Annotated in this window: 9 protein-coding genes and 1 tRNA gene; 7 read left to right on the forward strand and 3 right to left on the reverse strand. The window is 34.1% G+C overall.

Annotated features, from left to right (window positions below):
- Window positions 1-175 precede the first annotated feature (175 nt).
- Entirely contained in the window at window positions 176-1,564 is a 1,389-nt protein-coding gene (locus GQR97_RS07715; protein ID WP_158847135.1) for a dipeptidase, read from the reverse strand.
- Window positions 1,565-1,667: 103 nt separating this feature from the next.
- On the opposite strand from GQR97_RS07715, the gene GQR97_RS07720 reads away from it, so the two are divergent.
- The 7 genes from GQR97_RS07720 to GQR97_RS07750 all read left to right on the forward strand — a co-directional run bounded on the left by GQR97_RS07720 (window position 1,668) and on the right by GQR97_RS07750 (window position 10,581).
- Window positions 1,668-1,749 (forward strand) — tRNA-Leu (locus tag GQR97_RS07720).
- A 559-nt stretch (window positions 1,750-2,308) separates the two neighbouring features.
- Window positions 2,309-4,345 carry a transketolase family protein gene (locus GQR97_RS07725; RefSeq protein ID WP_158847137.1) on the forward strand — a complete coding sequence of 679 codons (2,037 nt, stop codon included), beginning with the start codon at window positions 2,309-2,311 and terminating at the stop codon, window positions 4,343-4,345.
- Window positions 4,346-4,435: 90 nt separating this feature from the next.
- The gene (gene fsa / locus GQR97_RS07730) at window positions 4,436-5,092 is read left to right on the forward strand and encodes a fructose-6-phosphate aldolase (protein ID WP_158847139.1); all 657 of its coding nucleotides are present in this window, start codon (window positions 4,436-4,438) and stop codon (window positions 5,090-5,092) included.
- Between the two features lie 39 nt (window positions 5,093-5,131).
- Window positions 5,132-5,818 carry an NUDIX hydrolase gene (locus tag GQR97_RS07735; RefSeq protein ID WP_158847141.1) on the forward strand — a complete coding sequence of 229 codons (687 nt, stop codon included), beginning with the start codon at window positions 5,132-5,134 and terminating at the stop codon, window positions 5,816-5,818.
- Between the two features lie 359 nt (window positions 5,819-6,177).
- On the forward strand, window positions 6,178-7,743 hold the full coding sequence (locus GQR97_RS07740) for a solute:sodium symporter family transporter (protein ID WP_158851661.1): 1,566 nt from the start codon (window positions 6,178-6,180) through the stop codon (window positions 7,741-7,743).
- Between the two features lie 264 nt (window positions 7,744-8,007).
- Window positions 8,008-10,377 (forward strand): GAF domain-containing protein, encoded by a 2,370-nt coding sequence (locus tag GQR97_RS07745; RefSeq protein WP_158847143.1) that lies wholly within the window; start codon window positions 8,008-8,010, stop codon window positions 10,375-10,377.
- A gap of 12 nt (window positions 10,378-10,389) precedes the next feature.
- Window positions 10,390-10,581 (forward strand): hypothetical protein, encoded by a 192-nt coding sequence (locus GQR97_RS07750; RefSeq protein ID WP_158847145.1) that lies wholly within the window; start codon window positions 10,390-10,392, stop codon window positions 10,579-10,581.
- Here GQR97_RS07750 and GQR97_RS07755 read toward each other — a convergent pair.
- Both GQR97_RS07755 and GQR97_RS07760 read right to left on the reverse strand, forming a co-directional pair.
- The gene (locus GQR97_RS07755) at window positions 10,578-11,705 is read right to left on the reverse strand and encodes a PepSY-associated TM helix domain-containing protein (RefSeq protein ID WP_158847147.1); all 1,128 of its coding nucleotides are present in this window, start codon (window positions 11,703-11,705) and stop codon (window positions 10,578-10,580) included. The genes GQR97_RS07750 and GQR97_RS07755 overlap by 4 nt on opposite strands.
- Before the next feature lie 50 nt (window positions 11,706-11,755).
- Window positions 11,756-14,152 carry a TonB-dependent receptor gene (locus tag GQR97_RS07760; RefSeq protein WP_158847149.1) on the reverse strand — a complete coding sequence of 799 codons (2,397 nt, stop codon included), beginning with the start codon at window positions 14,150-14,152 and terminating at the stop codon, window positions 11,756-11,758.
- Between the last annotated feature and the right edge of the window lie 113 nt (window positions 14,153-14,265).

Consider the following 14,265-nt stretch of genomic DNA (forward strand, 5'->3'; position numbering starts at 1 on the left):
AGGGATTGAGGCTTTGTTGGAGCTCTTTTTGTGTGAGCTTTAATTTTTATTAATAATTAAGTTGTTGCCTATATATTAACTAAACGTTGAAAGATATTGCGCACAAAAAAGCGACTGCCGAAAGCCCGACCTTAACCTCGCCATGAAAGCGAGGTTAAGGTAACGCCCAAATTGTTTATTTTGAAAATTTGGTAAAATATTTATAAAATAATGGAATGGTTTCAATGCCTTTTAAGTAGTTCCAAACACCAAAATGTTCGTTTGGCGAGTGGATGGCATCGCTGTCTAAACCAAAGCCCATGAGTATGGTTTTACTTTTTAATTCTTGCTCGAATAGGGCAACGATTGGAATACTACCGCCGCTACGTTGTGGTATTGGGGTTTTTCCGAAAGTATCTTGGTAGGCGTGGCTGGCCGCTTTGTAGCCAATACTGTCTATTGGTGTTACGTAACCTTGGCCGCCGTGATGTGGTGTTACTTTTACGGTTACACCTTGTGGTGCGATGCTTTCAAAATGGGTTTTGAATAATTGAGTTACGGTTTCCCAATCTTGATTTGGCACTAAACGCATAGATATTTTTGCATAGGCTTTGCTCGCGATTACGGTTTTTGCACCTTCGCCTGTGTAGCCTCCCCATATTCCGTTTACATCTAGTGTTGGACGTATGGCGTTGCGCTCGTTTGTAGTGTATCCAGTTTCACCATAAACAGCATTGATATCTAAGGCTTTTTTATAGTTTTCTAAACTGAAGGGGGCTTTTGCCATTTGAGCACGCTCTTCGGTTGATAAGTCTTCTACGTTATCGTAAAACCCAGGAATTGTAATGTGATTGTCTTCGTCGTGAAGGGATGCTATCATTTTTGTTAGCACGTTTATTGGGTTGGCTACTGCTCCACCGTAAAGTCCAGAATGTAAATCGCGATTTGGACCTGTAACTTCTACTTCTACATAACTTAAGCCACGTAAACCTGTGGTTATGGATGGCACATCGTTAGCAATCATTCCTGTATCGGAAATTAAAATGACGTCGTTTTTAAGTTTATCGTGGTTGTTTTTTACGAAAGTAGCTAGGTTGGCACTGCCAACTTCTTCCTCACCTTCTATCATGAATTTCACGTTACATGGTAGTTGGTTTGTTGCCGTCATTAATTCCATGGCTTTAACATGCATGTACATTTGACCTTTATCATCGCAGGCTCCACGGGCAAAAATAGCACCATCGGGATGTTTTTCAGTTGTTTTTATTACAGGCTCGAATGGTGGCGAGTCCCAAAGATTTATTGGATCTGGCGGTTGCACATCATAATGACCGTAAACAAGTATGGTTGGTAAATTTTTATCGATTGTTTTTTGTCCGTAAACAATAGGGTAGCCGTCGGTTTCGCAAATCTCTACCGTATCGCATCCTGCTTGTTCTAATCTGGTTTTTACGGCTTTGGCTGTTTTTAACACATCGTTTTTATATGCAGAGTCTGCACTTATAGATGGTATTTTAAGTAGCTCAATAAGTTCGTCCAAGAACCTGTTTTTGTGTTCGGATATGTAATTTTGAATGTTATTCATGAGGTTGTTTTTCTTTATTTTATCAAAAGTATTAAAAAAAGAATGTTTTTTTGACGAAAGAAGTTTGCAATTTGAAAATGTTGTTTATATTTGCAATCCTTAAGCGGGCGTGGTGGAATTGGTAGACACGCTAGACTTAGGATCTAGTGCCTCACGGTGTGGGAGTTCGAGTCTCCCCGCCCGCACAGTAACAAAAAAAGCCGACTTATTTTAAGTCGGCTTTTTTGTGTTTAAAAGTTTCTTTTTTCATCTATTCAAATTTTCAAGATAAAATACTGCTAGGTATATCATTGCAATTTAGGGTTGCGTTGGTGAAGTTGGTTTAATAGAGCTATTGCGTTTAATCTAAATATAGAGTTTCATATCTTTCATCTATAGTATTGCGTTTTTTTAATGCAAGTGTTTGATGTATAAAAAGAAATAGGGATCGTGCGTGAAATAAAAACAGCCACGTAAAATACGTTTTAATTATTCAAATTAAAAAGAATACTATTAACAAATACCTCGGTTTTGTTGTATAAAACGTTACATTTTTATTGTGCCTATCGTTTTATTAGATGTATTTTTACGGCGCAAAATTATGTATTTTAAAAATAAGTGTTTCAATGACACTAATTTGTTTTTATATTACTATATTTGCAGAAGTGAATTTTAAAATAATTTAAGAAGCTTTTCTTTTGGGTGGTTTCCGAATTTAAAATTCCATTCAAGTTATAGTTATTAAAATTTAACCATAAATTAAAAATGAACAAACAAATTGATCAACAAGCGGCAGATAATATCAGAGCATTAGCTGTAGCCATGGTAGAAAAAGCAAAATCAGGTCATCCAGGTGGTCCAATGGGTGGTGGCGATTTTATGCACATCTTATACTCAGAGTTCTTTAATTATGATCCAACGGATATGGAATGGGCGTTTAGAGATCGTTTTTTCATGGATGCTGGTCACTTATCAACCTTAATGTATGCACAGTATTACCTTTTAGGAAACTATGCAAAGGATGATGTTGCTAATTTTAGACAATGGGGTTCTAATACTCCAGGTCACCCAGAAGTTGATGTAAAACGCGGTATTGAAAATACGTCTGGACCATTAGGTCAAGGGCACACTATGGGTGTGGGAGCAGCAATTGCAGCGAAGTTTTTAGAAGCTCGTTTTGGTGATTGGATGAATCATAAAATATATGGTTTTATTTCTGATGGAGGTGTTCAAGAAGAAATTTCTCAAGGTGCTGGGCGTATTGCTGGGCATTTAGGATTGAGTAACTTTATTATGTTTTTCGATTCTAACGATATTCAATTATCTACACCAACAGATGAGGTAACTACAGAAGATACTGCCATGAAGTACGAAGCTTGGGGTTGGAACGTAGTAACTATCGATGGGCATAACCACGATGAGATAAGAAAAGCTTTGGCAAATGCTAATAACCAAACCGAAAAACCAACGTTAATTATTGGTAAAACAATAATGGGTAAAGGTTGTGTTACTGCAGATGGTAGCATGTTTGAAGGTCACTGTGAATTACACGGACAACCAATTGGAGCAACTGGAGCAGATTACACAAAAACGTTAATCAATTTAGGAGCAAATCCTGAAAGTCCTTTCGATATTTTCGATGACGTTCAAGAATTTTATAAAAATCTTATCGCTGAAAAAACTGCGCAAGCAGCAGAAAAGAAAGCTGTAATTTCTACTTGGAGAAAAGCAAACGAAGCTTTAGCTACAAAACTAGATTTCTTCTTATCTGGCGAATTACCGGAATTAGATTTCGCTTCAATAGAACATAAAGCAGGTTTAGCAACTAGAGCAGCATCTTCTGGTGTTTTAGGCTATTTAGCTGACCATGTAGAAAACATGATTGTTTCTTCTGCAGATTTATCAAACTCTGATAAAACAGACGGATTCTTAAAGAAAACACATGCACTTAAAAAAGGTGATTTTACAGGATCGTTTTTACAAGCAGGTGTTGCTGAGTTAACTATGTCATGTATCGCGAATGGTATTGCACTTCACGGTGGGATTATTCCAGTTGTAGCTACATTCTTCGTGTTTTCAGATTATATGAAACCGGCTATTCGTTTAAGTGGAATTCAAGAATTAGGTGTAAAATATGTTTGGACTCACGATGCTTTTAGAGTAGGTGAAGATGGACCAACACACCAACCAGTAGAACAAGAAGCTCAAATTCGTTTATTAGAAAAATTAAAGAACCATAGCGGAAACCCAAGTTTCTTAGCATTACGTCCTGCAGATTCTGCAGAAACTAGCGTAGCTTGGAAAATGGCTTTAGAAAATAAAAACACACCAACAGGATTAATCCTTTCTCGACAAGGTATTAAAGATATCGAGGCTCAAGGATCTTCAAGATACGAAGAGGCATTAGCAGCGGAAAAAGGTGGTTATTTAGTGAAAGAAGTTGAAAATCCAGATGTGGTTTTAATCGCAAACGGATCTGAAGTTGCTACATTATTTGCAGCAGCCGAAATTTTAGAATCTAAAAATAACTTAAAAGTGAATATTGCTTCGGTAATTTCAGAAGGTGTTTTCAGATTACAATCTAAAGCATATCAAAACTCTGTAATTCCTAAAAACACACCATTATTTGGTTTAACAGCAGGTTTACCAGTAAACTTAGAAGGTTTAGTTGGTGCTGATGGTAAAGTATTTGGTTTAGAACACTTCGGGTATTCTGCACCAGCATCTGTACTCGATGAAAAATTTGGTTTTACAGGCGAAAAAGTAAGCAACCAAGTATTAGAATATTTAAAAACAGTTTAAAAGATTAAAATTATGAAACGCCCAGAACTATAAATTAATTATGTTTTGGGTGTTACATAAACCAATTACTAAACAATAACAACGAACAATATGAAATTTTTTATTGACACAGCAAACCTAGGTGATATTGCAGAAGCACAAGCTTTAGGCGTTTTAGATGGCGTAACAACAAACCCATCATTAATGGCAAAAGAAGGAATCACTGGTTCTGAAAATATTTTAGCACACTACCAAAAAATATGTGATTTAGTAGATGGCGATGTTTCTGCCGAAGTTATTTCTACCAATTTTGAAGGTATGGTAAAAGAAGGTGAAGCATTAGCAGCTTTACATCCACAAATTGTAGTGAAATTACCTATGATTGCCGATGGTGTAAAAGCTTGTAAATATTTCTCTGATAAAGGAATTAGAACCAATGTAACTTTAGTGTTTTCAGCTGGACAAGCTTTATTAGCAGCAAAAGCTGGAGCAACTTATGTGTCTCCGTTTTTAGGTCGTTTAGACGATATTTCTACCGATGGTTTAGGTCTTATCGAAGAAATTAGACTTATTTATGATAACTACGGTTTCCCAACACAAATATTAGCAGCTTCTATTCGTAATACTATGCATGTAATTAACTGTGCAAAATTAGGATCGGATGTTATGACGGGACCTTTATCTTCAATTACAGGATTGTTAAAACATCCTTTAACAGATAGTGGTTTAGCTAAGTTTTTAGAAGATTACAACAAAGGGAATAAATAAGAGCTGCATATTAATTTGTTGAATTTCACTTTTAACTGAATGATTGAATCGAACAGAGCGAATAAAGATATTCAGCACATTAAAGTGTCGGTAGATTGTATTATTTTCGGATTTAATGATAACAAATTAGAACTGTTATTGATTAAAAAGAAAGATGATCCCGAAAAAGGAAAATGGTCTCTAATTGGCGGTTTTGTTAGCTTCGATGAAGATTTAGACGAAGCCGCCAATAGGATTCTATCCGATTTATCAGGTTTGCATGATATTTATATGGAGCAAATTAAAACCTTCGGAAAAGTAGATCGTTGTTCCTTCGATCGTATTATATCTTCAACCTATAGCGCCATGATTTTAAAGTCGCGATATACCGAAGATAAAATTAGTAAATATAATGCGCAATGGTTTCCTATAACCGAAGTGCCAGAGCTTATTTTCGACCATAACGATATGGTTGATATTGCTATAAAAAGAATGCGTCGCCGAGTTAGGAACTTTCCAATTGCATTCAACTTATTGCCTTCAAAATTTACGCTTCCACAATTGCAAGCACTTTACGAAGGTATTTTAGATGAACAATTAGATAAGCGAAACTTCCGTAGAAAGGTGTCGCAAATGAATTATTTAGTAAGGCTAGAAGAAAAAGATATGACCGAGTCCCGAAGAGGTGCTTTTTTATATCGTTTTGATGAAGCTTTATTTGAAAAAGAACAAAATTTTAATCTGTAACTTAATTATTTCTAAAATAATTAAGTTACAGATTTTTTTTTGAAAATTTCATAAGTGTTCAAGAAACACTCATTTGAAATATATTAGTATATGCAAAAATAGTCTGAATAGCTTATTAACACTGAAAATGTTTTAAAACGCGTCTATTTCGATAAGCATGCTCTATAAGATTTTTTTTAGAAAAAAACGTGGTAATATGCCTGTTTTTGGGTAAGTAAGCTAAATAAAAAAACGATTATCAGTGCAGTCGTTTCAATATTTTTCATGACATTGTAGCACCTATTGTTTTATTGAAATTAAAATAATAAATACATTAACTAGAAATAGAATATTAACTAAACCAAACTAAATTTATTATGATGGGTATTATCTCTTTTGCAGGGTTTACTTTACTGGTTGCACTTATCGCTTGGTGGTCAACACGTAAAACGGACGAAACATCTTCAGATGGTTACTTTTTAGGAGGAAGAAGCCTAACAGGACCAGTTATTGCTGGTTCTTTATTACTAACTAATCTATCAACAGAGCAAATTGTTGGGATGAATGGTGTCTCGTTTAGAGACGGAGCACCTATTATGGCATACGAAGTTCTAGCAGCTATTGCCATGGTGTTTACAGCGTTCGTATTGTTACCTAAATACCTTAAAAGTGGTATTGCAACTATTCCGCAGTTTTTAGAAAACCGATATGGAAAAACGACTAAAACTATTGTTTCACTTTTATTCCTCTTAGGTTATGCTATTTCTATGTTGCCTACTGTTTTATATTCGGGAGCATTAGCGTTAAATACCATGTTTAATATTCCGGAAATGATAGGTATGGGGCCAGAAGCTACGCTTTGGGTTACCGTAATTTCTATTGGAGTTATTGGTAGTATCTATGCTATTTTTGGTGGATTAAAGGCCGTTGCAGTATCCGATTCTATTAATGCCGTTGGATTAATTGTTGGAGGTTCGTTAATACCAATTTTTGGATTAATGTATATTGGAGACGGAAATGTGCTTACAGGTTTAGATACTTTAACCACAGCATTACCAGAGAAATTTAATGTTATTGGAGGCCCAGATTCCGATGTGCCATTTTGGACACTGTTCACAGGTATGATAATTGTAAACTTCTACTATTGGGGAACAAACCAAGCTATTATTCAACGTGCTTTAGGAGCAAAAAGTTTAAAAGAAGGTCAAAAAGGACTTTTATTAGCTGCTTTTGTCAAAATATTAGGTCCAATTATTGTGATTTTGCCTGGTATTATTGCATATTATATTTTTAATGGCGATTTAGCAAATGCCGATGAGGCCTACCCAATGCTAGTTAAAAAAGTATTACCAGTGGCTTATATTGGTTTCTTTGCAGCTGTACTTTTTGGCGCTATTTTAAGTTCTTTTAATAGTGCATTAAATAGTTCGGTTACACTTTTTGGTTTAGATTTTTATAAAGAATACATTAATAAAGAAGCAACGGAATTACAAGTTGTAAAAGCTGGTAAAATATTCGGTATTGTATTGGCCATATTTTCTATTGGAATTGCACCATTATTGTATGGTGTAGAAGGTGGTATTTTCACCTATTTACAACAGCTTAATGGTACCCACAGTGTGCCAATTTTAGCAATTGTTGTTATTGGAGTGTTTTCTAAACGTGTTTCTGGAAAAGCTGCAAACATCGCTATACTATTTAGTGTTGTAACTTATTTAATTACGTTGTATGTTATTAAACCAGATCTTAGTTTCTTACACCTAATGGGGATTTTGTTTGTGTTAACGATTATCATTATGTACGTAGTTAGTTACTTTTATCCTAGAGAAACAGATTATGTTCAAGAATATACGAAACAAGTGGATATTGCAAACTGGAAATATTTAAAACCAGTAGGCTTTATTGTTGTAGCTATGGTTATAGGTGTGTATATCGCGATGTCTTAAAGACGAAATGAATTGAGACTTTTAAATAGATTTTATTTAAAAGCTTAATATCAATAAATTAGAACGCTTTAATTTTTTTGAATTTTCATTTTAAATGAAGTTTCAAAAAGGTTAAAGCGTTTCTTATTAAAAATTACCTGTAGTCCAAATTTGGGCAATGCAATGCGGAGTTAACCATACAACGTTATTTAGCGTTAGTAATAGCTAAAAGAAGCGACTAATCCAATTAATTCGTAACTTTGCAAGCGCTAGTATTATAATTAAATGGACATAAACGATAACATAGAATCCCCTTTACATATAAAAATAAGTTTCAATAAATTGTTACAACAATATGAAACTTTGGTATCTAGTAAAGATGCTTTTATAGCAAATAAGGCAAAAGGTATTTTGGATATAGCCAAACAATACCCAGAGTTACGCGATGGCGTAAGTGATGTTTCTACTATCAAAAAACGTGAAAAAGAAATTGCTTTTATTCTTCAAGATACATTTAGTCCGTTATTAACAAATAACGAAATTAAAACAGCCGCGGCGCCTTTTCATGATTTAATTTTTAATGCCTCCGAACGTTTTAAAGACATTATAAAAACGGCAGGCGAGGATTTTAAGCTTGAAATAAAAAACATAGCGGAAGATGATACTTATATTGTGGCATGTGCCATTATTTTGAGTTTTTGTCATGGATTTCATATCAATTTTAAGCGTCCGTTTTATTACGAAATTCCCGATGCAAATGGAATTATGCGATATTATAAAATATTGTACAATGCCGATTTTTGCGAAATTACTCCTAATGAGAATGCTCCGGAAATAACAAATGAAGATTACAATGAGCTACTCGATAATTTTGAAAACATAGAACTTTGGAAAAAGAAATTTCCACCAAATAGTTATACCTTCAAAGGGTTTGCTATTTCAAATATTTTTGATGTTACAGATGATCAATCGATTTCCAATATAAAATCGAACTTGATTAGTGATGAGAAAAGTATGAAATCTGAACTAATCGAAAGTTTTCACGGAATTTTTAGTTCGCTTTTTGGAATTAAAGATTTGAAAGTTGGTTTTTCAATTTATAATGAAGAAGATGATGTTTTTGAGCGTATTTATGGAGAAGGCATGAGTAGTTACCTTTTAGGTGAAGATGAAACTAAAAAATGTGCTGATGCACTGTGTAGTTTTTCTTATCACCGTCTGTTAAAGGAGAATAAAGTATTTTCTATCTCTAATATTGATGCCGATTCTAAGTGCTCAATGGGAGAAGCACCGCATATAACTAGTTTAAAAAAACAGGGGATTAAAAGCGCCATATTTGCGCCTATTGCTAATGATGATGGTTTAATGGGAATCATTGAAATAGTTTCAACTAAAGCCCAAGAACTTAATAGTATTAATGCAAATAAATTGGCAGATGTGATGCCGTATATTGTTTCGGCTGTTGAGCGTTCTAAAAAAGAGGAAGAAAATTTAATTGAAGCTATTATTCAAAAAGAATGTACTTCCATTCACTCTAGTGTGCATTGGCGATTTGTTAAAGAAGCCAAGAACTTTATAAAGTCTGATATATTTGGAGAACAAGCTTCTTTTAAAAAGATAGCCTTCGAAAATGTATATCCGCTTTACGGTCAAATGGATATCAAAGGTTCTTCGGAAGCTCGAAATTTGGCAACCAAAAAGGATTTAAGCTTACAATTAAATGTAGCCAAATCTATTTTTGAAAAAGCATTACAAATTGAAAGTCTGCCTATTTATGAACAATTTATTTATCAAATTGATGATTATTTAAGTGGTTTAAACCAATTTCAAGTAGATAGTGAACAGCAAATTTCTTCGTTTTTCAAAAATGAGATGGAAACTGCTTTTGAGCATATGAAGGTTTTAAAAGATTTGAAACCAGAAATTGAATCTTATTTCAATTCCATTGATGACAAGGTTGATGTGCTTTACAATTTTAGAAAACAATATGATGATACGGTTGCTTTGATTAATAAATCCATGGCAGCATTGCTAGATAAAAAGCAAGTAGAAGCGCAAAAAATGTATCCTCATTATTTTGAGCGTTTTAAAACGGATGGGGTAGAGCATAACATGTATATTGGTGAATCCATAACTAAAGAAGACTCTTTTAATCCAATTTATTTATACAATTTACGTTTGTGGCAATTGCAAGTGATGTGCGAAATGGAAAACGATTTTTATCAAATGCAACCCGAGTTTCCGGTAGCTTTAGATGTGGCCTCTATGGTTTTGGTGTTTAATCAACCTTTAACCATTAGTTTTAGAATGGATGAAAAGCAATTTGATGTAGATGGCACTTATAACGCACGATACGAAATTGTTAAAAAACGTGTAGATAAGGCTCATATAAAAGGAACCTCTGAACGGGTTACCCAAAAAGGGAAAATTAGTATTGTATATTCTCAGAAACAAGATGAAATTGAGTATTTGCAGTATATTAAATTCCTACAAGCTAAGCATTATGTAGATGCCGATGTAGAAATTGTGGAGCTTGAAGATTTACAGGCTGTAACAGGACTAAAAGCCATTCGTGTAAGCGTGTTGTATCATAAAAATGAAGTGGATAAAGCATTCTATACTTACGATGATTTAATGACGGAGATTAAAGCTTAATCTCTTTCATTAATGTATCCCTATCATAACAAGATTAAATCTCGAATTGCAAATAATGAGCTTATTCGTTGGGAATATGTTGAAGCTTATAAGGCTATTTCTCCATGTTTAGTGCTGTATTTTAATACAGAACCTTATGTGCGTCCAATTAGAGAACATCGATTTGAAGAATATGAAATAATCCTAAAAAATATAAATCTTTAACCAACTTTTGCCTTTTTATAATGTCTGCCATACCATAAAAGAACACCGGTAACGGGTAAACTTGCGGTTAGTAAACTTATTATAAAAGCAATTATTTTTCCAACAATACCTCCAATAGCACCTATGTGGATATCATAATTCATACGAAGTATTTTATCCGGAACTTTCGCGTCAACGTATTTTCCGAAAATGGCTGGTGTTTCTATTTCTTCCAAAGTATTTTGATCGAAAAATCTAAAATCAGAATCGTAAAATAAATCGTCACTGTTTGATACTTCAACGTAAACACTAGAAGAATCGGATTTTGGGTAATGCAACTCAAAATTTTCTGCTTTTGGCGATTCTTTTCTGAGCTTCACCATTAATTGATCAATGGGTAATATATCAGCATTGTTACGAGCTATTCCACTTGTATTTTCAGGTATTATAAACGCAGGAACTTTATCGCCTCCTGTAGATACGTAAACTACATATTTTAACCAATTATAAGACATTACAGAGCCTGTAAAAGCTAAAACTAGAGCTAAAGAACAGATGTAGAAGCCAACAACGGTATGTAAGTCGAAGTTTTTACGTTTCCATCGAGTTGTAGATTTCCAGTCGAATTTTAATCGCTGTTTTAAATTTTTACGCTTTTTAGGAATCCAAAGTATAAATCCGGAAATAATAATGAAAATAAATATTAAAATGGATGCACCTACCACTTGTTCTCCAATGGCTTTTGGGAGCCATACGCGTGTGTGCCCTTTTAGAATAAATGCAAAGAAACCACTAAGGTGATTATCTACTTGAATAATGGCGCCTGAATATGGGTTTAGAAATATACTTTGGTAAAATTCAGGTTCTGCATCGTAAAAAATAACTTCAATAGCATCATCTGCTTTTCCAAATACACTCCCGTGAATGGTATTATTCGGAAATACTTTTTCGGCAGTGTGTTTAACTTCGGTAGGTGTTAAAAAAGCCTGACTCTGCGGTATAACTTTTTTGTAATCGTTATACTGGTTTTCAATTTCGGTTCTAAATGCCCAGCAGCAACCAGTTATGGAAACTATAAAAACAACTAGGCCGGTAGCTAACCCTAATATTTTATGTAACGTTAATATGTTTTTTTTAAATGCCATGGTTATTTAATAAAAGGCAACTTTTTAGGGTTGCCTTTGTTTGTGTATGGTTAAAATTTGTAATCGAAAGATGCTAAGAATGTTCTGTTTTGTTGAGGAGTTAATGTACTCCAACCAGAGTAGTATTCTTCATCTGTGATGTTGTTTCCTTTAACACTTATTCTGAAGATATCATTTTCATAATAGATAGAAGCGTTAAAAACCGTGTATGCTGGTAAGGTAAATCCGCCAGAGGTTGTGTAATCGTTCATGGTATTGTAATCGCTAGAACCATTAAAGCCTGCTCCAAAACCGAGGTTTTTAGCAAATCCTTGAGTAAATTGGTAATCACCCCAAAAGTTATATAATATATCTGCCCCAGCTTCAGCAGGGCGTAAGCCTATTAAATCTGATCTTGATGCCGATTTTGTAACTTCAGAATCATTAAAACTAAAACCACCACGTACGTTTAAACCATTTACCGGGCTTGCGTTTACCTCTAGTTCAATACCGCTACTTTTTACGGTGCCATCTTGTTGTTTGCTAGCACCAAAGCCCATAACTTTATCGTCTACTGTAATATTATAGTAGTTTACGGTAGCTTCTAATCTATTGTTGAATAAGTTGGTTTTTACACCAAATTCTAATTGATTGGCTTGCTCTAAATCGAAAGATTGTAATTGAGTTCCAGCTGTTGGGTCATTATCATCTATAGCTGTTAATTCTGGATTGATATAAGAAAAACTATTCTGGTAGTTCGCAAATACAGAAAGTTGATTTAATATAGGCTGAAATACAATTCCGAATTTAGGTGAAAATGTAGATTCATCATAAGCCTGATGATCATCCGACGGATCGTTTATATCACCTTTATATTCAAACCTGTCGTATCGTAAACTTGCCATGGCAGAAAGGCTAGGTGTTATGTTTAAAATATTAGAAATATAAGCGCCAAATACGTTTTGTTTCGTTTCAATATTATTGCGATCTAAACCGGATAGAATAGCATCTAAGTTATCGGCATTAACCTCTGGTTCATTATAGATTAAATCACCTTGTGCATTTACACTGTGCATGTATCCCCAACCCGAACTTTGATCTATTATAGTAGATTCTAAATAATCAATGCCAATTAATATTTTGTTTTGTAAATCGCCTATTTTAAAATCTCCGGTGAAATTTTGTTGTAGGTTCATAGTTCTCGTTTTTGCATCGGTGTCTTGTGCGTACAAAGCAAAATTAGCTGTGTTGGCAGAATTAAATAAATAGGTGTAAAACCCATTAGATTTAGCAAGGCCACCGGCTACAATAGATTGAGAAGACCAGTTGTCTGAAATTTTATAAACGGCTTCACCTCTATAATTTTGTGTAATGTTTTTAATAACGACATCGTTATTGGTTAACGACTTGTCTCTGTCGTAATTTAATTCTTCAACAGTATTAAATAGTAAAGGTGCGCTTCTGTTAAAGAATAAAAAAGTTTGATTAGTTTGTTCGTTATCCGAAGCTTCATAAGCAAAATTCAACGTCAGTTTATTATTTACTTTATATGAAATTGAAGGAGCTACAAAAACCGATTTTTTAAAGCCATAGTCCTGAAAACTATTATCCTTTTGGTAACCAGCATTAAAACGTAACGATACTTTGTCGCTTGCGCTTACATTAACATCGGCATTTAGTTTTCTAAAATCATTAGAGCCTCCTGCAACAGAAATACTCCCGCCTGTACCGCTATAAGGCTTTTTTGTTACAATATTTATTAGTCCACCGTATGAGGTTATAGAACTTCCAAATAAAGTTGCAGATGGCCCTTTAATAACTTCTACACGTTCTACATTCGATGGGTTTATAAATCCATTTGTAATCCCTGCAACACCGTTAACTAACTGTGGTTGTACTGAAAAACCACGAATAGAATAATAGCCGGCGCCATCTCCACTTCGTCCGGTAGACGACCAAAGTTTGTTTACACCTACCGCATTTTTTAATGCATCTTCAAAATTATTAACAGACTGAGATACTAGTAACTGATTGGTTACTGTGCTGTAAACTTGTGAGTTTTCAATGTTTTTAAGCGGCATTTTAGACACATAGGCGCTTTGTTTTCTTGAGAATTTATTTTTACGTTTTGTATCGAGAACAACTTCTTGTAAAAGCTCATTTCCTTCATAGAGTGCTATATTTCCTAAGTCGAAAGTGTTGTTGTTGGATATGGAAAATGCTATTTCTTTAGTTTTATAACCTAAGTATGATATGGATAGTATGTAATTGCCGTTGCTAATATTCGAAATTTCGAATGCGCCATCTTCATTAGTTTGAGCGCCTTTTATGGTGTTTTTAATAATGGTGTTTACTCCAAATATAGGAGATGAAGAGGTGTTAGTTACTGTTCCTTTTAGAGTTCCAGATTGCGCAAAAGTGAAAATGCTAAGCAACAAAAAGGTTGTTAAAGTGAATAATGTTTTCATTTGTTTTTATTTAGACTTAATATAAATAAGTTAGATTTTCGTGCAAATATATATGCTAGGTTGAATATAACCAAGCTATTTGTATTAATTCTAAATAAGATTTTTAAAAGGTA

Source organism: Algibacter sp. L1A34 (assembly GCF_009796805.1).
In the GTDB taxonomy this organism is placed as follows: domain Bacteria; phylum Bacteroidota; class Bacteroidia; order Flavobacteriales; family Flavobacteriaceae; genus Algibacter.